At 31.8% G+C, this 23,910-nt stretch carries 20 protein-coding genes and 1 pseudogene; 8 read left to right on the top strand and 13 right to left on the bottom strand.

Translation table 11 applies throughout. The features are described 5' to 3' along the window. Window positions 1-638, bottom strand: a pseudogene (locus tag FWJ34_RS02665) (hypothetical protein); the annotation flags it as partial. A gap of 274 nt (window positions 639-912) precedes the next feature. Then, on the bottom strand, window positions 913-2,115 hold the full coding sequence (gene larC, locus FWJ34_RS02660; protein WP_308253781.1) for a nickel pincer cofactor biosynthesis protein LarC: 1,203 nt from the start codon (window positions 2,113-2,115) through the stop codon (window positions 913-915). A gap of 108 nt (window positions 2,116-2,223) precedes the next feature. Between larC and FWJ34_RS02655 the strand changes: the two genes are divergently transcribed. From FWJ34_RS02655 to FWJ34_RS02640, 4 genes are all read left to right on the top strand, one after another. After that, window positions 2,224-2,874: an L-threonylcarbamoyladenylate synthase gene (locus FWJ34_RS02655; protein ID WP_308253780.1), complete on the top strand. Its 651-nt coding sequence runs from the start codon at window positions 2,224-2,226 to the stop codon at window positions 2,872-2,874. Between the two features lie 82 nt (window positions 2,875-2,956). Next, window positions 2,957-3,097, top strand: a complete 141-nt coding sequence (locus tag FWJ34_RS02650) for a DUF2256 domain-containing protein (protein ID WP_308253779.1) — start codon at window positions 2,957-2,959, stop codon at window positions 3,095-3,097. A gap of 124 nt (window positions 3,098-3,221) precedes the next feature. Continuing rightward, complete coding sequence (locus FWJ34_RS02645) at window positions 3,222-4,178, top strand: ABC transporter permease (protein WP_308253778.1); 957 nt, start codon at window positions 3,222-3,224, stop codon at window positions 4,176-4,178. 141 nt (window positions 4,179-4,319) lie between these two features. After that, window positions 4,320-4,733: a hypothetical protein gene (locus FWJ34_RS02640; protein ID WP_308253777.1), complete on the top strand. Its 414-nt coding sequence runs from the start codon at window positions 4,320-4,322 to the stop codon at window positions 4,731-4,733. 112 nt (window positions 4,734-4,845) lie between these two features. Here FWJ34_RS02640 and FWJ34_RS02635 read toward each other — a convergent pair whose 3' ends face one another. The 4 genes from FWJ34_RS02635 to FWJ34_RS02620 form a co-directional block, all read right to left on the bottom strand. Continuing rightward, window positions 4,846-5,544: a hypothetical protein gene (locus FWJ34_RS02635; RefSeq protein ID WP_308253776.1), complete on the bottom strand. Its 699-nt coding sequence runs from the start codon at window positions 5,542-5,544 to the stop codon at window positions 4,846-4,848. A 420-nt stretch (window positions 5,545-5,964) separates the two neighbouring features. Further along, complete coding sequence (locus FWJ34_RS02630; protein ID WP_308253783.1) at window positions 5,965-6,708, bottom strand: metal ABC transporter ATP-binding protein; 744 nt, start codon at window positions 6,706-6,708, stop codon at window positions 5,965-5,967. A gap of 46 nt (window positions 6,709-6,754) precedes the next feature. Beyond that, entirely contained in the window at window positions 6,755-7,717 is a 963-nt protein-coding gene (locus FWJ34_RS02625) for a metal ABC transporter solute-binding protein, Zn/Mn family (protein WP_308253775.1), read from the bottom strand. Between the two features lie 244 nt (window positions 7,718-7,961). Next, complete coding sequence (locus tag FWJ34_RS02620; protein WP_308253774.1) at window positions 7,962-9,176, bottom strand: DUF6130 family protein; 1,215 nt, start codon at window positions 9,174-9,176, stop codon at window positions 7,962-7,964. Between the two features lie 248 nt (window positions 9,177-9,424). On the opposite strand from FWJ34_RS02620, the gene FWJ34_RS02615 reads away from it, so the two are divergent. Continuing rightward, window positions 9,425-12,856, top strand: coding sequence for a tetratricopeptide repeat protein (locus tag FWJ34_RS02615; RefSeq protein WP_308253773.1), 3,432 nt, complete (start codon window positions 9,425-9,427; stop codon window positions 12,854-12,856). Window positions 12,857-13,298: 442 nt separating this feature from the next. On the opposite strand, the gene FWJ34_RS02610 is transcribed toward FWJ34_RS02615, so the two are convergent. The 5 genes from FWJ34_RS02610 to FWJ34_RS02590 form a co-directional block, all read right to left on the bottom strand. Then, entirely contained in the window at window positions 13,299-14,702 is a 1,404-nt protein-coding gene (locus FWJ34_RS02610) for a protein adenylyltransferase SelO family protein (protein WP_308253772.1), read from the bottom strand. A gap of 132 nt (window positions 14,703-14,834) precedes the next feature. Then, window positions 14,835-15,635, bottom strand: a complete 801-nt coding sequence (locus FWJ34_RS02605; RefSeq protein ID WP_308253771.1) for a hypothetical protein — start codon at window positions 15,633-15,635, stop codon at window positions 14,835-14,837. A gap of 219 nt (window positions 15,636-15,854) precedes the next feature. Further along, window positions 15,855-16,292: a hypothetical protein gene (locus tag FWJ34_RS02600; RefSeq protein WP_308253770.1), complete on the bottom strand. Its 438-nt coding sequence runs from the start codon at window positions 16,290-16,292 to the stop codon at window positions 15,855-15,857. Window positions 16,293-16,315: 23 nt separating this feature from the next. Continuing rightward, window positions 16,316-17,263, bottom strand: coding sequence for a DUF362 domain-containing protein (locus tag FWJ34_RS02595; RefSeq protein ID WP_308253769.1), 948 nt, complete (start codon window positions 17,261-17,263; stop codon window positions 16,316-16,318). Between the two features lie 114 nt (window positions 17,264-17,377). Further along, on the bottom strand, window positions 17,378-17,800 hold the full coding sequence (locus FWJ34_RS02590) for a gamma-glutamylcyclotransferase (RefSeq protein WP_308253768.1): 423 nt from the start codon (window positions 17,798-17,800) through the stop codon (window positions 17,378-17,380). Between the two features lie 77 nt (window positions 17,801-17,877). Between FWJ34_RS02590 and msrA the strand changes: the two genes are divergently transcribed. Continuing rightward, window positions 17,878-18,540, top strand: a complete 663-nt coding sequence (gene msrA, locus FWJ34_RS02585) for a peptide-methionine (S)-S-oxide reductase MsrA (RefSeq protein WP_308253767.1) — start codon at window positions 17,878-17,880, stop codon at window positions 18,538-18,540. Window positions 18,541-18,797: 257 nt separating this feature from the next. Here the strand turns inward: msrA and FWJ34_RS02580 are convergent, their stop codons facing one another. Together FWJ34_RS02580 and FWJ34_RS02575 are read right to left on the bottom strand one after the other, a co-directional pair. Further along, a complete protein-coding gene (locus tag FWJ34_RS02580; protein ID WP_308253766.1) occupies window positions 18,798-19,472 on the bottom strand; it encodes a DUF3782 domain-containing protein in 675 nt (224 codons plus the stop codon). A gap of 107 nt (window positions 19,473-19,579) precedes the next feature. Then, complete coding sequence (locus tag FWJ34_RS02575; protein WP_308253765.1) at window positions 19,580-21,079, bottom strand: site-2 protease family protein; 1,500 nt, start codon at window positions 21,077-21,079, stop codon at window positions 19,580-19,582. Between the two features lie 82 nt (window positions 21,080-21,161). Between FWJ34_RS02575 and FWJ34_RS02570 the strand changes: the two genes are divergently transcribed. Together FWJ34_RS02570 and mnmG are read left to right on the top strand one after the other, a co-directional pair. After that, a complete protein-coding gene (locus FWJ34_RS02570; protein WP_308253764.1) occupies window positions 21,162-21,845 on the top strand; it encodes an MBL fold metallo-hydrolase in 684 nt (227 codons plus the stop codon). A 145-nt stretch (window positions 21,846-21,990) separates the two neighbouring features. Next, entirely contained in the window at window positions 21,991-23,910 is a 1,920-nt protein-coding gene (gene mnmG, locus FWJ34_RS02565; protein WP_308253763.1) for a tRNA uridine-5-carboxymethylaminomethyl(34) synthesis enzyme MnmG, read from the top strand.

The raw sequence follows: 23,910 nt of genomic DNA, 5'->3' as shown, positions 1-23,910 counted from the left end.
AATTGAGAAGAGTTAACAGATTGTTTATAGGTTAATAATTTTTTAGCAATTTTATTCTCAGATGAAGATAAAGATTCTTTGAGGGCGAATGAAGAAGAATTATTAACGTGTAAAAGAATTTGTTGCCATTGAGATTCAGATAAAAAAGATAAATCTTCTTGCTCTGATAATGATAATATGTTGTGGCTTATGGCATAAGTATTATTTTTTAAACTACGAATATTGTCTATTTGTTGCAGTTTCTCTTCTATTTTGATTTGAATTTTCTGTGTTAAATTTATATCTTGTTTAAAAACTGGTAATAAACCACTACGAGTTTTTTTCTTTAACTCTTCTGTAGTAATATCGTCAACAAAATCACCGTTCCGGGGGGCAATAATTTTTGTAGGAGAAATAGTGCCAACGGCTAATTCTGGTTGATTATAAAAACGATAGCTAATTAATCCAGTAAAAGTAGAGACGGATAATAACACCATCACTGGAGAGTGAATTTTACATATCCATCGAAATATGATAGGTTTATCTTCATCGTAATGATAAGAGTTAGACTCTCGATGGCAAGAGACGGAAATAGAGTGTGGAGTATCTTTATTTTGCCAGTCTTGAAAAGTTTTGCGAATCAACTGTAACGTATTCATATTAAATCAATTTGACCCCTAAGACCAATAATAAGCGTATAACTTTAAACGTAATCACAACTCCTCTACTTAACCTAATCTCATTATACTTTATTTATTCTCATCTCCTAGTCTCCTCATCTTGTAGAGAATGAGGAATGACGAATATTCAACGCCTTGACATTTATTTTCTACCTAAAAATCAATGAATGTTCAATAAATTAAACTGAAAGTCATATCAAATAAAGTTTCTAGTTTATTTTAATTAACTTTATGTGTTAGCTTTTTATTCATTTTATTGATAATCAATTCCTATTTCTTGATTTTTATAACATTGTTGGGCTTCTAAAGAAATTAAACTTAAGGGAATATTATATTTACGGGCAAGGTTGGCACAATCTTCATATTCTGGTTGAATATTGAGAATTTTTCCGTCTTTTTTGGCTATTTTTACCAAAACATCGCCATATTTTGTGTTAATTGTGTTAATTTCTCTCTCTAAAACTGAGCGTTGTTGAATTTGACGGCGAATACCTATGGTAGTAGTTTCTCGAAAAATAATGCTTTCACAAGTATCTATTTTATCTAAGTCACAAATTACTGTTAATAAAACTCCCAATCGATTTTTTTTCATCATCACAGGTTGGGTAAAAACATCCCTTGCACCAATTTTTAATAATTTCTCGAAAAGATAACCAAAAATTTGCGGATTTGTGTCGTCTATCTGGGTTTCTAATAATGCTATTTCTTCCACCGATGATGATGTTTCTGTCTTTCCTAACCACAAACGCAAAATATTGGGTATCACTAAATCTTTATTACCTGCACCTAACCCTATTTTTTCTAATGTCATTGAGGGAGGTTGCCCAAATTTTGTTACTAAAGTAGTTGCGATCGCTGCTCCTGTGGGAGTTACTAATTCTTGATCAATACCATTATTATAGACAGGAATTTGCTTAGTTTGCAACAATTCTAACACGGCGGGTACTGGTACTGGTAATTTACCGTGAGCAGCTTTAACCATACCTCCTCCTGTGGGTAAAGGAGAACAGTATAACTTTTGAATTTTTATATAATCTAACCCTAAACAAGTGCCAACAATATCGACAATTGCATCTGTGGCACCAACTTCATGAAAATGAACTTTTTGAGGTGAAATACCATGTACTTTTCCTTCTGCTTGCGCCAGACATCGAAAAATCCCTAAACTATTCTCTCTAACTATGGCAGGTAAATTAGCATTATTGATCAGGTTTTCAATCTCAGCTAAATGGCGATGATGGTGAGGATGGTGGTGGGTTAAGTTTACCTCAATTTTAATGGCACTTTGCCCTTGTCTTAAAACATTTTCTTGTGTTAATCGATATTCGGAGGTTAAATTTAATCCTTTTAAACCATTTTCGATATATTCTAAAGGCACACCAACAGATACTAATGCACCTAAAAACATGTCACCAGCAATACCTGTCGTGCACTGTAAGTAAGCTATTCTTTCCATTTACGATAAAATCAATTAGTAATGAGAAATTAACCATACTTATTACCTAATACTTATAACCTATTCATTATTAACTATTCGACAATTATTAACTATTCATTATTCATTATGGCTACATTATACGAATTAAATGCCGATAATCCACAACCTCGTAATATTGAAAAAATTATCAAAGCTCTAAAACAAGGTGCTATTATGCTTTATCCCACTGATACAGTTTACGCTATTGGTTGTGATATGAATGTAAAATCTGCCGTAGAAAGAGTTCGAGCTTTAAAACGCTTATCTAATGATAAACCATTGACTTTTCTTTGTTCTTCTTTATCTCATATTTCCGAATATGCCGTTGTTAACGATATCGCTTATCGTATCATGAAACGCTTAATTCCTGGTCCTTATACTTTCTTGCTACCGACAACTAAATTAGTGCCTAAATTGGTAATGTCTCCTAAACGTAAAACTACTGGGATTCGAGTGCCTGATCAAAATGTATGTCAGGCTTTGTTACAATCTTTAGAAAATCCTATTATTTCGACTTCTGCTCATATTATTGATGAATTTGGAGAATTTCCTTCTGAAAATTGGGAAAAATTCCGCTTATTTGATCAGTTTGATAAACAAGTTGATATTATTATTGACGATTATACTAATCCGGGTTTTGATGTTTCTACTATTATCGATTTTTCTACTAATAAACCTTCTATAGTGCGCCAAGGATTAGGGTGGAAAGAGGTAAACAACTGGTTTAATTTTGATTAAATAATTAAAACTACGATTAAACGTTGATCTCACTTTTACATTTAAAAATTACTATATTTTCTCAAGTTTTAATTAATTTTATATGCCAAAACAAAGAAAAAAAGCTGACTTTCCTACCAAAATTTGTTCTGTTTGTAATTTATCTTTTACATGGCGTAAAAAATGGTCTAAATGTTGGGATGAAGTTAAATACTGTTCGGAAAAATGTAGAAAACATAAATAAAATTATTACAGAATAGTGATGGGTAAATAGTGAAATAATTAATAGCTGTGGAATAGGCATTTTGTCTGCAATTAATCATTATTTTTATTAATCAATAATTTTAGATCAAACTGAGCATGAAAGAATGAATTATTTAGTTAAAAGAATCTTAATTTCTTTACCGACTTTACTGGCTATTAGTGTGGTAATTTTTTTAATCTTAGCATTAGCACCCGGTGATCCTTTAAGTGAGTTTGCGTCTAATCCTAATATAACGGCAGAAGTAAGAGAAAATATCAGAAAATCCTTGGGGTTAAATCAACCTATTTATCTTCGTTATTTTAAGTGGCTTTTTGCTTTTTTTCGAGGAGATTTAGGTTATTCTTTTACTAGCAGAAGCCCTGTTTTAGATTTAATTTTACAACGTCTTCCTCAGACTTTAATGATTGTAGGTATTGCCTATATAATTAGTATTTTTTTGGCGATTCCTATGGGTTTAATTTCTGCTGTTAAACGTTATTCTTTACTTGATAATATCATTACGGCGATCGCTTTTTTTGGTTATTCAATTCCGCCTTTTTTTACTGGATTATTATTGATAATTATTTTTAGTGTACAACTGAAATGGCTTCCTTTTATTTTTGATAGTAATTTAATTGTTACTAATTGGCAAACTTTCTTACAACAAATTAAACAGTCACTAATGCCCATCATAGTATTAAGTCTATATCAAACTGCAGTATTAATGAGATTTATGAGATCATCAGTGATGGAAGAATTAAGTAATGATTATGTGCGCACGGCTTACAGTAAAGGTTTAAATAGTTATCAAGTAGTAATAAATCATGTTTTACGCAATGCTTTAATTCCTGTTATCACTCTTGTTGCTCTTGATATTCCTAGTATATTTACTGGGGCGTTGGTAACAGAACAAATTTTTCGCATTCCTGGTATTGGTGCTTTATTAATAGAATCTATTTATCGTAGTGATACTCCAGTAGTTATGGCGATCGCAATGATTTATGGCATTTTAATAGTTATCTTTAATCTTATAGCAGATTTAACCTATTCATGGCTTGATCCTAGGGTAAGATTAAATTAAAGTAAAATTTTGTAAGCTAATTGTTTAGTAAATCAATCTTTTATTTTCCATCAAACTAATTTAAACGATTAAAATAAAAACTTAATAAAAAGAAATCAAAATGTTAAAGTAAAGATAAAATTTATGAGGAAATATAACTAGGTGAAATCTAATTTTCAAACCAAAATAATTAATCTTAATAATTCAGGCTTAGGTTGTTTATTAACATTTATAATTGTTAGTTTATTGTTAGGTACAATCGGTTTACAATGGGTTGTAAATGGGTTTTTAATCTTTATTGCCTTACTATTAATTACTCCCATTATCGCAATTTGGGGGTTTCGTTGGTGGTTAAAAAGAATTTTAGTAGAAGATAATTGTCCAGTTTGTAATTATACTTTTACTGGGTTTAATCATACTGATTGCCGTTGCCCGAATTGTGGGGAAGTTTTAAAAGTAGAACATGGTAAGTTTATCAGAGAAATCCCTGAAGGCACTATTGAAGTCACGGCGATAGATATTTCTAGTCAAATTTTAGATCAAGGAGAGGAATTTAGAATGAGGAATGAGGAATGAGGAAAATTTAGCCATTGCCCTGTGCATCGTTGCCATTCATTCCCTTCCCACCTTTTAAGGAAGGATAAAAGGGAATATCTATATCCTCACCAACTTCTTGACGCACCCCTAATTAACTATTAATGATGATAGAGTTTTTTCTGATGATATTTTGATTAACTTTTAGAGAAAGATTTAGGGGTTGCACAGAATTAGAAGATATTTTTTGCAAATTTTTATCTAGTTTATTAATTATAATTGGCTCAATTTCGAGATCTTTTAATAAGATAAAATATTCTGTAACTTCATTAATTTGAGAAAAAGTTAGTTGATTATTGCTCCATAATTCCATGATTTGATTAATGCTATGTAAACGTTGTAAAGAAGTATCAGCATTTAATTGATGTATTAACTCGGCAAAAGAAGGAGAATATTGTTTATTTTTAATGGTGTTTTTTTTCCATAATTTATAACTCATAAATCCGACACCGACTGTAAAAAATACTGTTTGCCAAATAATTCCTAAAGCTAACCATTTATTATCTATTTCTGTCCAAATATTTAAAATGATATAACTAGCGATCGCCAAAGTTCCAGCACTAGTAACAGAGAAAATTAAGGGTTTATTTTGAGGAGTAAAAAACCGAATTAGATATTGATTATAACTTTTCCAAGATAGATATTTTACTTGATAAGTAGCTAACAAGGTACCAGCAAAAATAGAAGTAGCTAAAATCAATTTTAGATCACCAACACTCAAAGTTAATCCTAAGAGAAATAAATATAATCGACGATTATTTAAACATCTCAAGTATTTATTTTTTATCATCATAGTTCGAGTAGAAAAGTTAAGATTTAAAATGGGGATAATGAGGTATGAGATATGGGCAATACAATAAATAGATAATAGGTAGGGAAGGGTTGACACTTTAACGTCTAAAGACAAAAATTCCTATGTACCCCACAATACTTAAAGCCTTTTTCAAAATATTGATAACGGCATTAATATTTTGATCACACACAAACCCACAATGAGGACATAGCTGAGGCAATTATCTTAGCATGAGATAACTGAAAAAACAACTATTCCTACTAATAGACATCTCTCATAATTGGCGAAACGAGGGCTGAAGCCCTTACTACGAATCAATTAAAAATCTTTTTACCAGAAGTCTAATGAATAATATTCACTGCACCCTCAAAAGCATCGTAATACATTCCACCCTTGAAAGAGGCGATGCTTTTTGCGAAGTTATTGTAAAATGCGATGGGGGATACCATGGGCAATTAAATTAATGGGGCATTGATAAGTTTCTTGTATCATTGTTGATGTAATTATTTTGTCTTGGTGATAGTGTAGTGTTCGATTTAAACAAGCAATAGTTTTGACATAGGTAGAAATAACACCTAAATCATGAGAAATTAACAAAATTGTTATATACTCGTTAAGCTCTTTTAGTAATTCATAAATATTCTTTTGAATTTTTGAGTCAACATTGGCAGTAGGTTCATCTAATAGTAAGATACTCGGTTGACTGGCTAATGCACGGGCAATATATACTCTCTGTCTTTCTCCGCCTGATAATTCACCAATAGATCTCCCCCTTAATTCTATCATACCGACTTGTTCTAAACAATGGGTTACAATTTCTTCATCTTTGGAGTTATAACGTTTAAATAAATGTTTTTTTGAGAGTCTGCCCATTCTGACAACATCTTCTACTAGAATAGGAAACGCTTGATCAAATTCTAAAACTTGAGGCACATAACCGATATATTTTCTACCTTGAGAAACAGGATAATTCATGATAGAAATTTGTCCAGATAGAGGAGAAATTAAGCCTAATAAAGTTTTTAATAAAGTACTTTTTCCAGCACCATTTGGTCCAATTATCCCGATAAAATCTAATTCATTTACTTGAAAATTTATATTCTCTAAAACATTCTTTTTACCATAATTAACATAAATATTAGATAACTTAATTACTGCATTCATTATCTGATTTTTTCCTAAAATATCATTCATAAATTATTCTGTCTTTTTACTTCATCGATTGAGCTAATTTATCAGCAACTTGTAAGAGATTTTCTGCCCAATTTTCTGCTAAATCATCTAATAAAACAACTTGAGCATTAATTTCTTTTGCCAGAGTATCAACGGTTTTTTTACTGAATTGAGGTTGAGCAAAAATAACGGTAATATTATCACTTTTAGCTTGTTTAATCAGATTTGCTAATTCCGCAGAAGTTGCCTCTTGCCCTTCAAATTCTATTGGTATTTGTTGTAAGTTATAATCTTTAGCAAAATAACCCCAAGCTGCATGATAAATTAAGAATTTTCGTTTATTGACATTAGCAAACTTTTCGGTTATTTGTTGATCCAATACATCAATTTCAGCAAGAAAATTAGTTAAATTTTGTTTATATATAGCTTTATTTTTAGGATCAAGTTTTACTAATTCTTGATAAATATTTTCAGCTTGAATTTTAGCCAATTTAGGGGATAACCAAATATGAGGATCAAGGCTTTCTATTCCTTCTTTTCTTTCTGTTTTTTCATCTTCATGATCCTGATGATTATGTCCGATCATGGTTATTTTGTCAATATCTTTCCCAGAATTAATAATAGGAATTTGTGCATTAGCAGATTTAATTTTTTCTAACCATACTTCTTCAAAAGGCACACCAATACTAATATAAGCTGATGATTTACTTAAATTAGCTAATTGTTGCGGTAATGGTTCGTAAGTTTCGGCTGACATACCCGGTTCAACCATTACATTTACAGCTACTAATTCTCCGCCAATTTTTTCAACAAAATATTTTTGAGGTAAAATGCTTACCGTCAAATTTAGTTTATTTTCCCTAAAATTAGATACAGTTTCTTCAATTTTTGTATTATCTAAGTATGATTTTGTTTTTTGATTTTCTTGGTTACATCCTGCTAAGTTAAATAAAATAAAAATTAGTAATAAGTTAATTAATTTAAGGTTAAAAATTTTCATAAAAAGCCTCTATACTCACAGTATTTAATTATAACGAAACTGTTAAAATGCTTGTATGTTTAGCTGTTCAGATAATCAGATGAGATAATGATTGATTCATTCCAAAGATTCTTTATTCAGTTGGCGAATAGGCTGTTTATATTCTCATAACTCCTATAGCTTAATTTTTAAACCTATTACTAATCATCAAAGAGTAAAAATTATTGGTATTGCCCACCTTAGATTTAGGATAAAAATTTCTAGTTTATTGAATAACTTCTATATTAGATTTTTTTTCTGTCGATTCAGAACTATTATCTTTTTCTAAGGATTCAACTGCGGTAATTTCTTCATCAGTTTTATCGATATTTAATTCTTGTTTAATTTCTACTTTTTTAGTTTCAACGTTAGCAGTTTTTTCTTCAATATTTTTAGCTTTTTCTTCTTCCTCAATTATCGGATTTTCTTCCTCCTTATTTAAAGTTGGTAAAGATTCTTCTACATTTTCGTTAACTTCTTCCTCTGGGGTAATTTCTTCTTGAGTAATAACTTCTTCTTCGGCAGTTACATAGTTACGAATAGTGATAGCTTTAGCTTTGTTTAAACTAATTTTACCTGTAACTAATTTAGCTAAAGTATCTTTAATGTTAGGATCATATTCGATGGCTCTTACGGTACTATTAAAAGCATTCTTAATCACATTGCCATTTTCATCTATAAATTCTAATTTAACCCAGTTTTGCCCTTTATTAAAACCAGTTAAATAAATTGGTTGCCAAGTATCCAATAAAAAAGATTCACCATTGACAGTAACTCGAATACGCCAATCAGAAATCTCGTCATCAGGATTTTCTTTCGCCACAACATGAAGAGGTGCATTAGTTAAATAAAAATCTAACATAATCGGTTGTGCACCATAAACTCCTTGAGGGCGACTATAGGTAAGTAAAGGTAGAGTATCGGAAGGGTTATTATCTTCTGTGGGGGTAAAAACATGAAAAGTAGTTTCAGCGTAAGCACCTTCATTTTTAAAACTTTCATGCCAAGGCCGAGATGCAAATACTCTGATAGTATGAGTACCGGGGGTTAAATCCGATAAAATAATGGGTTTTTCTATGCTATAAATAGCTTGATAGGGTTGATCATCAACAAAAAAGTGTAAATGAGGACCCATTTGTAATTCTTCATCTTTAAATATATCTAATCCCTTCACATCTAAAGTTACCGATACATCTTTGGTATTTAAGACTTCCCCATTATTGGGAGTAAGAATTTTCACCTGTGGTTGAGATTGCACAAAATTTTGATTAAGTTGTTGAATTAAGGCAGGAGGTGCAACTTCGGCGATATTTTCAACGTTAGGAATTGGTGGTTTTGAATCAGTATTAAATGCTTGTACACTGTCGATGGTATCATTACAGGCGGCTAAAATACAGCTAAAGATAATGATAGTTAACCAAGAGAATATTTTTTTAAACATCAGACTTTTATCAAAAATAAATTTTACTAATCTAATCATAACGACAGAATAGACTTCTTGTAAAAGTTTCAGTAATAGGCAATAGTGAGGAGAATTTATCTTAAATTACTTTAGTTTAATGATACTTTTATTGTGTAAGAGATTTAATTTTATTAATGAGGTAATGCTTGAAAAATCTGATTATTACTATTAAAATCAAAGACTATTAGTTATAAAATTTTAACCCTAGTCAATGAGTTATTCTTTAAATGAGTAAATCAATTAATCTGTATCCTTCAAAATCTTTAATCTTGGGGATAACTTTAGCATTAATTTCGTTTGTAATTTTACCTATTAAAACTATCGCTCAAAATCAAAATAATACCCAACAAAATATCATCGCTCAAACAAATTCTGAGGATGAAGCAAAAGTTGCTGAGGTAGAAAAATTAAACACTCAAATGGAAGAATTGTTGCAAAAAGGGAATTACCGAGAAGCTATTTCTGTGATGGAAAAAATATTAGCTATCGTTAAAGAAGGGTTGGGGGAAAATAATGTTTATACAGCCGTGTTGATAAATAATTTAGGAGAATTATATTTTGCTGTAGGAGATTATAAAAAAGCAGAATCTTTTTATCAACAAGCATTAATGATTATCAAAAATATTTCTAAGGAAGATACTTTAAATACAGCTATTTTTCTGAATAATTTAGGAAAAGTACAACATATCCAAGGAAATTATAGGGAAGCTGAATCTTTTTATCAACAAGCCTTAACTATCACAAAAAAAGTATCAGGAGAAAAAAACTTAACTGTTGCGACTTTATTAAATAATTTAGGTGATTTACAGCGTTTACAAGGAAATTATCCACCAGCAGAATCTTTTTATCTACAAGCATTAAGTATCGCTAAAGAAGTATCTGGAGAAGATAATCCTGATAGTGCCATATTTCTGAATAATTTAGCTTTATTATACTATACCCAAGGCAATTATGAAAAAGCTGAACCACTTTACCAACAAGCATTAAGGATAAAAAAAGCAATATTCGGTGAAAATCATCCTGATGTAGCAGTTTTGGTTAATAATTTAGCAGAATTATATCGTTTTAAAGGTGACTATGAAAAAGCAAAATCCTATTATCAAGAATCATTAAATATTAGTAAAAAAATATTAGGAGAAAAACATCCTACTATTGCTCAATCATTAAATAATTTTGGGTTACTATATTTTTCTCTCGGCAATTATCAAGAAGCGGAATCTCTTTATCAACAAGCCTTAGGGATTCGTAAAGAAGTTTTAGGGGAAAATCATCCTGATACGGCACAATCTTTGAATAATTTAGCTTTAATCTATTTTGCCCAAGGAAATTATCAGGAAGCAGAATCGTTTTATCAACAAGCTTTAGCTATTTATCAAAAAGTATTAGGAGAAAATCATCCAGATACTTTAACCGCATTGAATAATTTAAGTGAATTATATCGTTCACAAGGAAATTATAAGTCAGCAGAGCCTCTTTATTTACAAGTGTTAACTACTCGGAAAAAAATATTAGGGGAAAATCATATAGATATAGCTCAATCTCTCAATAATTTAGCTTTGATGTATCATGAACAAGGAATGCTTGAAAAAGCTGAGCCTCTTTATAAAGAATCATTAGCTATATATGAGAAAATACTAGGGGAAAATAATCCTGATACGGCTACTTCTCTAAATAATTTGGCAGAGTTATATCGTTTACAGAAAAGATATAAAGAAGCACAACTTTTATATGAAAAGTCTTTAGCTATTAGAAAAAAATTATTAGGAGAAAAACATTCTGATATTGCACAATCTCTCAATAATTTAGCTTTACTATATCAACTACAGTCAAATTATACAAAAGCAGAAACTCTTTTTCAAGAAAGTTTAGAGATTTATAAACAAACCTTAGGAGAAAAACATCCGAATATTGCCACTTTACTCAATAACTTAGCAGGATTTTACTGGGAAGAAAATAAAATAAATCTAGCCATTGATTACTTAACCCAAGGCACTGATATTGAAGAAGATAGACTGACAGATTTTCTGAATACTATTGGCGATGAATCTCGTAAACAAGCATACATTAATACTCTGGTAGATTCAACTAACGTTGCCAGCACTATACATTTAACCGCCGCCCCTAATAATCCTCAAGCCGCCCGTTTAGCTTTAACCACAATACTTAGAAGAAAAGGAAGAGTCTTAGATGCACTAAGCAATATAATTGTTACCTTACGACAAAAACAGACACCAGAAATACAAACTCTTTTTGATAATCTTGCCCAAAAAAGAAGTCAATTAGCATCTCTTTCTTTTGAAGGTATTGGTAAACTTAATCCTTCAGTTTATCAAGAATTAATCAACAATTTAGAGCAAAATATTCGTCAATTAGAAGCAGATTTATCTTCTAAAAGTAATGAATTTCGCACTATAAATCAACCCATAACTATCGAAAGTGTACAAAAAGCGATTCCTAAAAATACAGCTTTAATTGAATATCTGGTTTATAACCCCTATAACCTGAAAACAAAAACAATGGATAATCCTCATTATGTAGCTTATGTATTACTCAATGAAGGTGAACCTCAAGCCATTGATTTAGGAGAAACACAAATAGTTGATAACATTATTGAAAAATTCCGCATTGATTTAGCCGACATCGGTAAACCAGAAGATTTAAACAATAATGCCCAAACACTCTATCAATTAATATTTAAACCACTGTTACCACTTCTTCAGGATAAAAAAACTCTTTTGATTTCTCCTGATAGTCAACTGAATCTGATTCCTTTTGTAGCATTAAAAGATGATCAAGGTAAATATTTAGTCGAAAATTACTCTATCAGTTATCTTACCAGTGGTAGAGATTTATTAAGATTAGAAACTCAATTTAAACCACAATCTGGTGCAGTTATCGTTGCCAATCCAACATATAATTTAGAGAAGGATGAAACTTTGATAGCCAGTGTTAGTAGAGGAAAAAATAGTAAACGCTCAGGAGATTTAGATCAATTAGCATGGTGTTGCAGTGCTTTAGAAGGTACAAAAGGAGAAGCTAATGCAATTATTCCTTTACTATCTCATCCTCAAGTTTACACAGAAAATCAAGCCTTAGCGGAAAATATTATCAAAGTAAAAGCACCTCAAATTCTTCATCTTGCTACCCATGGTTTCTTCTTACCTAACAAAGAGGAAAAAACAACTACCTCTAATCAGATTAACTCTCAAAATCAGCTTACCATAATTCAAAGTGAAAATCCTTTATTAAGATCAGGGTTAGCTTTTGCTGGATTTAATCCTGCTGATAATAAAATGGATGGTGCGTTAACGGCTTTAGATGCTTCTAGTTTATATTTATGGGGTACAAAATTAGTAGTTTTATCCGCTTGTCAAACGGGAATTGGGGATGTCAGAAATGGTGAAGGAGTATATGGTTTAAGAAGAGCATTTGTATTAGCTGGGGCTGAAAGCCAACTAATGAGTTTATGGGATGTATTTGATATTACTACTCAAGAATTAATGACGAATTATTATAAAAGATTAATGAAAGGAGAAGGTAGATCAGAAGCACTACGTCAAGTACAATTAGAGATGTTAAAAAGTGAAAAATTTAGCCATCCAGTGCATTGGGGGGCATTTATTCCCCTAGGAGACTGGCGTAATCTTGACAGGCAATAAATTGAATAAATTTCTTGAAAAAAATTAATCTGATTCCCAACCGCACCACCTAAGTAGAGTCTGCTGTTGAGAATCTGAAGACTATAAGAATCAATAATTTTAACACACTACATCAACAAAAAAATACGTAGTTTTAGCAAGGGGTTTAAACCTCTTGTTTAGTCAAAAAATAGGTAAGTAGTATATAATTAGATACTCTAATTCTAACAATGGGCTTAAACCCATTACCCATTGCCTATAGCAATCCTAAATGATTCGTAGCAAAATAAGGACTACAAATTTAAAGGCAAGGGGTTTAAACCCCTTGTTGAATAATAGGTAAAACATTATTTCCTATCTTTAAATATTTCATAACTGATTTAGGATTGCTATATTCTCATCAAAATACTTTTTGACGCACCCCTAAGTAGTTATAAATAATCGAAAATATTTTTCACAAATCTTAATGTTTAATCTTATCTAATAAATCATAAAAAGGTTGCCAATTATCTTCAGTAGTTATCGGTTGCCAAATATCTTCAATAATATTTCTAACAGGTACAATTTGAGGATTATATTGATTAAGAGTATCTTGAATATTATCTAATTCTTCTCTAACAAAATTTTCTAAGGCTTGATGATATAGTTTTTTCCATAGTTCTAAGTTAGCTGAATTAATGTCGCTATTTTCTAAAATTAAATTATGATTTTCATGCCAACCATAATTAAATTGAGTGGCTAAATCAGCAAAAAATTTAGGATAACTAACTTGACTTTCCTTTAATAAATTAACGGTTTCTTCGACTAACTTTTTGCCTAAATTATCAGGTAGATTTTTAAACCCTAATTTTCTGAGCATCAAACTTTGATAAAATTGCTGATAATATTGATCATAATTAGTTAATTGTGCCTGTAAATCTTGATAAGGAATAAGTAAAGCAAGGGGTTTTTGTAATAACTCTAAATTCAACTTACAAATTAAGGGTTGATTTCCATAACTATATCTTCCACCGTAATCAAAGTAAGCAGCCACAAAAAAGGGATCATAAGTATTAATAAAACCATAAGGACCGTAATCGAAACTTTCTCCTGTAATAGACATATTATCAGTATTTAATACTCCGTGACAAAAACCTGCGGCCATCCATTGTGCGGCTAATAATGCTATTCTTTGGACTAATTCTCTATAAAACTCGATGTAAGGATTTTCGGAAGTGGTTAAATGAGGATAATAATAATAAATTACATGATCTAATAAATTTTTGATCAAATCAGGGCGTTTAAAATAATATAGCCTTTCAAAACTACCAAAGCGAATATGAGATTGACTAAACCTAACCATAACAGAACTACGAGTCGGTGACGGCTCATCTCCACGCCATAAAGATTCTCCCGTTTCAATTAAGGAAAAACAACGGGAAGTATTAACACCTAAACGATGTAAAGCTTCACCAGCAATAACTTCTCTGACACCGCCTTTAAGAGTAAGTCTGCCGTCTGCGGTGCGAGAATAGGGTGTTCTTCCTGATCCTTTTGTGCCAAAATCGTATAGACTACCATCAATTCCTCTAATTTGTCCATATAAAAAGCCTCTACCATCACCTAATTGGGGATTATAAGCACCAAATTGATAACCATGATATTTTAAAGCTAAAAATGAGCGTATTCCCTGAAATTTGCCGAAGGCTTCTATCCAATCATTTTCGGTAACAGAATTTTTCTCTAAACCCATGAAAGATAATAAATCATAGTTAGCAAATCTGAGAATATGTTGAGGAAATTCTGCGGCGGCAACTTCATCATAATAATCATCGCCTAAATTTTCCATAGCTGTTTCATATTCAAGGGTGAGAAAAGGATTTGTCATGATGGATTTAAAAAGTTAAGTTAAAGTATAGATATTAAAATTAACTTAACATTTCTTTGCCATTAAGATTAGATTTCTATCTTACTTTTGTGCTTTTCTTTGTGCCTTTGCGAGAGAAAAATGGAAAAATGCTTAAATCTCTAACGGTAAATCTTGTTGAAATTGAATATAAAAAAGATTTTGGTAATAGTATAAACCAATGGCAATTAATCCTAATCTAGCTTGAGAGATTTTTAAGTTTTTTATTTTTATTTCTCCCCAAATTCGACAATAACATTCGACATCTAATATTGCTTTACCTAAATTAATTAAAGATGTTTGATAGTTAAGTTTATTATTAGCCATTTTTTCAGTTATCAGTATTAATTCTCTAATCAATTTTTGTTCATAACTTGCTGCTGACAAAGATAAAACTTGATAGTTAATCATACTCGGTTTTTCTATACACCATTGATTGATAGTAAATTTTAAGTTATTGATCTTAATTATATTATCTTCATGGGCAGATTTTAAAATTGAACAACAACGGGCATGGATATAATAATTAATAAAATTTACTTGATTTTTTTTATTTTTTATGCTGGTTTTTAATTCTAAAAATTCGATTTTATTTACTTCATTTAACCACTGATTGATAAGGCGATCGCCAATAATAAATTCTAGCCAAATATCATCAGAAACTTTAACAAATATATCTTGTTTGGAATAACTTTGATTAAAAATATTAGCTATATTTTGAGCTAAATATAAAGGAGGTTGTGTCTGAATTTGTGTTAAAGATAAACAAAGACAAGTTTTATAGGTAATGTTATCCTTATTTTTACTTAAATCTATAGAAAACTGAATATTGGATAAGTCATAAAGAGAGTTTAATTGTGTCTTAATTAAGGTAGTAAGAGAAAAAGATTGATCGAAAATTAATAAATGATTCATTTAATGAGCATGATATAGCAATCCTAAATCATTCGTGAAGAATTAAAGATTAAAAAATAAATCTATAAATCTTACTATACCTTAAAGCTGACCACTGAAAGCTGATAGCTAACACCTCAAAAAATAGGTAAGTATTATACAATTACATACTCTCATTCTAACAAGGGGCAGCCATCTCATTGCAAGGGTGCCTATCCCGAAAATACTATGAGGCAACCCTTAATTAAATAAATCGATACTTCTTTTCAAAATAATTTTGATGGTGACAATTATGCTTAAATAAATTGAAGTTAAAAAGGCATTATAAGTAGAAGAGTTTATAGAATATTCTTCTCTTTCTTCTTCCGATTCTGCCCTCATAAATTTTCGTTTTTTGATATTAAAGTAAATTAATTGACTAATAATTAAAGTGACTAAAATTATAACTACTCCATCATTATTGATTAATAAACCAATACCACTTAATAAGGTTAAGAAACCACCAATAAACATAAAGTTAGTAACTAAATGATCAACTTTTTTTTGTTGTATTTGTTCAAGACAGGTATCCAGAAAACAAGATTCTTTTGCCGTTTTTAAAGCCAAAATACCTCCGGCAATCCAAAATAAACCAAAAATTCTGAGAAAGTTCTCTATTATATATAATAATAAATTCATTTTTTAGTTACTTTCACTTTGTTCTATTGCCCCACTGTTTCTTTAATAAACTTAATATAAAGATGTTTAAAAGTAGATTTTAATACTCTAGGTAGGCCAAAATCTATGGGCATTAATGCAGATGGTAATTGCCAATTTTCTACTAACAAATCTTCTGGCTTAAGTAAAGGAAATTCAATGTCTTTTAGATCACTTAATAAGCCTAATTTTTTTTGTGCGACTAAAGTAGGCACTATTTCTGACGATACATTTAGTATATCAGCGATGGCGACATCAAGCGCAAAAACATTATTAGAAGCACCTAAAATACCTAATTCCCTAGGCTCTCCAGCACTAGGTCCATTTCCTTCATGGGCGATGATACCATCAATAATAGTCAAATCAGGATTGATAGCCTTAGCGGTTTCTACCAACATTTCTCCAAAACGACTAGCATCTTTTCCAGCTTCCATGTGCCACCATGCCTTCATTTTACCTGGCACACAACCAAATAAATTTTTTACTCCCATTGTCATAGTTAACTGCATATGAGACTTAATTTTTGGTAAATTGATAATTACATCCGCTTCCATAGCCTCTTTCGATAACCGCAGATTCTGAAAATTATGGTTATCAATAGGGTATTTTTGGCCATTAAACTCGATAATTGGCAAATTTAACTCTTCACATAGGGGTAAATAACCGTTAGCTTTGGCTACACCCTTGGCACTACCAAAAGCTGGGCTATCCCCGAGAAATGGTTTTCCGCCAACTTCTAGCACCATCTGAGCAATACAATAAACTATTTCTTTGCGAGTAGTACATTCTTTCGTGGGGCGAGAAGCAGTTAATAAATTAGGTTTTAGCAATACTCGATCGTCTTTTTTTACGAAAGCAGATATACCACCTAAAGGAGCAAGTAAATTTTCTAAAGAAGTGCGTAATTCTTTTAAATTGTAAGATTGAGCTTTAATTAAAGAAACTTGAGTCATAGTACACTAATAATAAAAAATCAAGAATAAACATCTAATATATAGCAGTATTTAAACATTCTTGCCATCTCCTAATCTCATCCCCCGTGAAACAAGCATCTTGCCTGTAATTTTTCATTTCTGGTGAAACAAGCATCTTGCCTGTGATTCCTCATCCCACCATCCAGAAGGCAAGAAAATACCCTTTAAAACCTTTACTTTTTCTTCTGTCATAAAATATGTCCAAGCCTCATCTAAAGGGTAATTAGCGTCATTATAGACCATTATTTTTTGTCGATGATATTCATTGAAAGGAGAATTTTTACCGACATAACCTTCTAACTCGTCTAAATTTTCTAAGTCTTTAACGGAAGCAAAAGAGAGTAAATAGCCAAAAACTTGATTATCTCCTTCAATTATAGCGGGATAACCCATCGGTAAAGCAAATAATCGTCCCTTTGCCCAACATTTTGTTTCTTGTAAAGTTTTCCCTTGACAATACATTTGGTAATATTTCCCATTAGGTTTTAACGTGCCATAAACAAAAACTTTAAGCATATGTTTATACTGAATTAAGGCACAATCAATTATAAAGATCATTTACCGCCTATTATCTCAATTATTAATTAAAAATCATGTTTTTATTTGGACTCGGAGACAAAAAATTAACTTTACCTACCCCAGAGGAAGCATTACCCGGTAGAAGTAATAGTATGCCTATTCCGAAGCAACATTATGTTAACGGAAATCCCATGACTCCTCCTTATCCTGAAACGATGAAAATAGCGATGTTTGGCATGGGTTGTTTTTGGGGTGCTGAGAGAAAATTTTTGCAGTTAGAAAAAGTCAATTATCTCACTGCGGTAGGCTATGCTGCTGGTTTTACCCCAAATCCTAGCTATGAGGAAGTTTGTAGCGGTAGAACAGGGCATAATGAAGTCGTGAGAGTAGTTTATGATCCTGATACCATAACCTATGAAACTCTTTTAAAAGTTTTTTGGGAAAATCACGATCCAACTCAAGGTATGCGTCAAGGAAATGATAAAGGTACTCAATATCGTTCAGGTATTTATACTTATTCTGATGAACAAAAAAATTTGGCAGAAAAATCGAAAATTCTATTTCAAAAAGAATTAAAAAAAGCAGGTTATGGAGAAATTACCACTGAAATTATTCCCGCCCCTGAATTTTATTTTGCTGAAGGTTATCATCAACAATATTTAGCAAAAAATCCTAACGGTTATTGTGGTTTAGGTGGCACAAATGTTTCTTGCCCTGTCAGTTTATTAACTTATTGACACTTCCTCCTTAAATCAAAGATTGTAATAAAGGATTCTTGTTTTTTTCACTTTCCCTCTTAACTGACAATTCTTCCTTAGTTAAGGGGGTGTTTTCATTCGTTGAGGTAAAATTACATTTTATGAGTTCAAGAAGAGTGAACACTTCAACTATTGCTGAAGACATCTCATTTGTTATTAGTATTGTTAATTCATTGTAAGGCGATCGTTCAAATTTCTTAAAACCATTATTTAGCTATGAAGTTAATTGCAACGAATTAATTTAATTCAACACTATCAGAATAACTATATAACTCAATGCCTAATTTTTGAGCCACAGGTTTAGCACGATCATCTACCATTGGACAAATTACCAGTTTGCGATCGACTTTTCTCTGATGGCGTTTTTCATAAAAGGCAGCTTTGCGATCAAAAATGTACATTCCTGCCTTATCAATGGAAGATTTGAGTTCACAAAGTATTAATAAACCATTTTTAACAATCACATCAATTTCCACTTGATCGGGTCTGCCAAAAACTTCCCCTTCATCATCAAATTCATTAACATTGATTACTTCTACCCCAAAAGAATCTTCTAAAATTCCCTTGAGTCCATTCCGAAAACTGGCTTCAGAATATAATCCCCATCTTGCCCCTAAAGCTCCGATGGCACTATCATATTTTTTATGAAGTTTTTTAATTTCCTCAAGAGTTTCATCCCATTTATGATTTTGTTCATCCCATTTATGATTTTGTTCATCCCATTTACGAGCTTGTTCTTCTCTATCTCGCTGTAACTCTGTCAAAATACGGTCAAATTTACTATCGGTTTCTTGCTTTGGAGAATAATATTCAGAAACTGTGCGAAGGATAAAATCTCGAATTTGTGGATCTTTGCTAATCAATTCGGGGAGTTGTTGTTGAATTATATTTTTGATTTCCGTTTCAGTCATATTAGGGTTTATTTTTTTAGCTTTATTTTTGATTATAAATCTTCTCAAAACAGAATTTATGGGCTTAGTTTTTTGCTTCTATATGTCATTGACTATTATCGATCTATTTAATAAAGACTTAACCATTGTGCTACTGTTGGCGGTAAAGGTAGTAAAATTGCAATTAATAAAACTAAAGCTAATAATCCTAAAATATCTCTGGTATTATCTAATTCTGTTACATCGTTTAAAGCTGGTTGATCTGTGACAGGCATAAAGATTAAAATTATCGCCCATAATAAAAATTCTGTTCGTACTAAGGCTAATATTATGACTAAAAGACGGGTTATTTGTCCGATAATAAGAGCTTTTCCCTGTCCAAACATAGCATGAACCATGTGTCCTCCGTCTAATTGTCCTACCGGCATTAAATTTAAAGCAGTGATAATTAATCCGATATAACCAGCTACAGCCGCTGGATGTAAGGAGATCGCTTGATCGGCTACTAATTTACTACCTAAGACAATTTTACTGATAATAGAGAATAAAAGTGAAAAACGAGGATCTAAGGCGGTAAAATTTAATATATTCATCTTTTCAGGCATTGGCACTATTTCCGAATAAGCTAAACCCCATACTAATACTGGTATAGTGACTAAAAATCCCCCCACCGGTCCGGCGATCGCCACATCAAAAACTGCTTGACGATGGGGCATAGGTGATTTAATAGAGATAAAAGCACCAAAAGTACCTAAAAAGAAAGGAAGAGGAATAAAATAGGGTAAAGTTGTGCGAATTTGATAATAAATAGCGAAAAGATAATGACTTAATTCATGAACCCCTAAAATAGCAATTAAACATAAACTATAGGGTAAACCCTGTAAAATTAAAAAAGGATTAGTTTCTAACTCTGATACTTGCACACCGCTAATCTCTGCACCGATAATGGTAGTGGTAAGTAGGGTTAATAGTAACAAAAATAAAGCCATACCTGGGCGAATTAATTTTTCCTGTGGTAATTTTTGGGGAAGTGTATCAGAATAAGGATTAGGTACTAATGCAAAAAAAGGTTGTCCTTGTAAAGTTTCTTGAAAAATAATCAAAAAGCGATCTTGAAAAACTTTTTCTAAATTACCCTTAACGATAGGATAGGCTTTTTCAGGGGCAGTCATTAACTTACCCATACATAAAATCCCTTGGGGTAAATAGTCAATTTTTTGTAAATAATAAACTCCCCAAGGAAAACAATCTCGTAAGGCTTTTTCCTCTTGTGCATTGATAGGGTTAGGAGGTTTAGTTTTTTCTTCCTGAGTAGATTCAGATTCCTTAAGAGTTTTTTCTAGTTTTTCTAAAGAAGATTTATCCTTTGATTCTGTTGGCGGTATTTTACCCCTTTGAATTAACCAAATATATAATATTGGCGAAATCAATAACGGAATCAAGACTAAAAATGATGGCATGGAATTTTGACTAGGATTGAGGATATACCATCCTGCCCAAATTAAAGGAGGAATCATTAAAGATAACCAGAGTAACCAAATGGGGGTTGTAGTAATTTTGCTTATATTTTGTTTAATTACCATATAACTAATGGTACTAAGGAAGAGAAAAAGAATAATTAATTCCATGTTTATTTATAATGGTAAGGCTGTCCGCTATTTTTTGAGGATTATCTTAAAAAGAAGATAGTAAATAACCAATAATTGAAAAATGAACCCTAATTCTAATTCTACAGAAAAAAATAACCATCAGACAAATCACCTCAACCCTCGTTATAAACAACCTAAATTAATTTTAGAAAATATTTTTGCCTTTTCTCCTAATAGAGATACCCTAGGGGGCACTTCTTATTTACTAATTCACCCCGAAGGAAATATTTTAATTGATTGCCCATCATGGCACGAATTTAACCGAGAATTTTGTTTTGAAAATGGAGGGGTAAAATATTTATTTTTAACTAATCGTGATGGTATTAGTAAAGATATTACACAAATAAAAAAAGATCTTCATTGTGATTTAATTATTCAAGAACAAGAGGCTTATTTATTACCTAATCAAAACCCGATTACTTTTTTAAAAGAAGATCAAATTTATGATGATTGTCAACTAATTTGGACATCTGGTTATTCTCCGGCATCCTCTTGTTTATATTTTAGTGGTAATAACGGCGTTTTATTTTCAGGAAGACATTTATTACCTATCGGCAATAATCAAGTAACCGCTTTAAAAATGAAAAAAACCTTTCATTATCCCCGACAATTACGCAACGTGAAATTATTATGCCATCGTTTTTCCGAAAATAACTTAAACTATATATGTCCGGGAGCAAATACTGGGTATTTACGAGGTAAAGGCTTTATTGATAACGCTTATGCTCAAATCAAGAGAAATTAAGCAAAAATATCAACAGATATAGTCATCAACCGTTTTGAAATGAATTTTACAAATACAAGATCTCAAATGTTAAAATATGAAAAAAGTATTTTAATTACTTTTCAAAATCCCTAACACCAGTTTTGTGTAAAGAGAATCAATAAAAATGACTATTAAAACTCCCGTAGAATTTCAAGACGAGTTTGACGTAATTATCATCGGTGGAGGGCATTCTGGCTGTGAATCCGCCTTAGCTAGTGCTAGATTGGGGTGTCGCACTTTGATGTTAACCCTCAACTTAGATAAAATTGCGTGGCAACCTTGTAATCCTGCGGTAGGAGGTCCTGCTAAATCCCAACTTACCCACGAAGTCGATGCGTTAGGGGGTGAAATTGGCAAAATGGCTGATCGAACTTACTTACAAAAAAGAGTGTTAAATAATTCAAGAGGACCTGCGGTATGGGCATTACGAGCACAAACTGATAAACGAGAATATGCCTCCGTAATGAAAAATATTATTGAAAATGAGCCTAACTTATCCATTCGTGAAGGCATGGTGACAGATTTGGTATTAGGGAAAAACGATGAAATTATTGGAATTCAAACTTATTTCGGTACTTGTTTTAAAACCAAAGCAGTGGTATTGACTACAGGCACGTTCTTAGACGGGAAAATCTGGATTGGGGGGAAATCTATGTCAGCAGGAAGGGCAGGAGAATTTGCGGCAATAGGCTTAACCGAAACCCTTAACGATTTAGGCTTTGAAACGGGAAGACTAAAAACTGGTACACCAGCACGGGTTGACAAAAGAACTGTTGATTACTCCAAAATGGAAGTACAACCCCCTGATGATGAAATACGCTGGTTTAGTTTTGATCCTGAAGTATGGATCGAACGAGAGCAAATGAACTGTTATCTCACTCGCACCACCCAAGCAACTCATACTTTAATTAAAGATAACCTCCATTTATCTCCTATTTATGGTGGTTTCATTGATTCTAAAGGGCCGAGATATTGCCCTAGTATTGAAGATAAAATCGTTCGTTTTGCCGATAAAGAAAGTCATCAAATTTTCATCGAGCCTGAAGGTAGAGACATCCCTGAGTTATATATACAAGGCTTTTCCACCGGTTTACCTGAAAATATCCAACTGGCCATGTTACACACTTTACCCGGTTTAGAAAACTGTGTCATGTTACGTCCAGCCTATGCAGTAGAATACGACTTTTTACCGGCAACTCAGTGTTATCCTACCCTGATGACAAAAAAAATTGAGGGTTTATTTTCCGCCGGTCAAATTAATGGTACAACTGGTTATGAAGAAGCGGCCGCCCAGGGAATTGTTGCGGGAATAAATGCCGCTAAATTTGCACAAAATAAAGAGATGGTGGTGTTTTCTCGTGAGCAAAGTTATCTTGGTACTCTTATTGATGACTTATGTAATAAAGATCTCCGTGAACCTTACCGAATGTTAACCTCACGCTCGGAATATAGGCTTATTTTACGCTCAGATAACGCAGATCAACGTTTGACTCCTTTAGGAAGAGAAATAGGGCTAATTGACGATCGCCGTTGGGAGTTATATCAAAGAAAACAAGAGAATATTATTGCCGAACAAGAAAGGTTATATGAGACAAGAATAAAGGAAAAAGAGGAAGTTTCGATAAAAATTATTGCCGATACACAACAGAAAATAAAAGGCTCAATTACCCTAGCAGATTTGTTGCGTCGTCCGGGTTTCCATTATGAAGATTTAGTTAAATATAACTTGCATAATTCTGAGTTAAATAAAGCTGAAAAAGAAGGAGCAGAAATTGAAATTAAATATTCTGGTTACATTAAAAGACAACAAAATCAAATTGAGCAAATTGCCCGTCATAGTAATCGTAAATTAGATGAAAATTTAGATTATATGAACATAGAAACTTTATCAATGGAAGCAAGGGAAAAACTAACAAAAGTCAGACCTTTAACTATAGGACAAGCTACTAGAATTGGAGGCGTAAATCCTGCGGATGTCAATGCTTTATTAATTTATTTAGAAGTGCAAAATAATTTATGTAAAGCTAATAATAATCAATTGTGA

This window comes from Geminocystis sp. GBBB08 (assembly GCF_016743215.1).
Lineage (GTDB): Bacteria > Cyanobacteriota > Cyanobacteriia > Cyanobacteriales > Cyanobacteriaceae > Geminocystis.
Note: the sequence above shows the minus strand (reverse complement) of the source record. Positions and strands in the feature narration are given on the sequence as shown.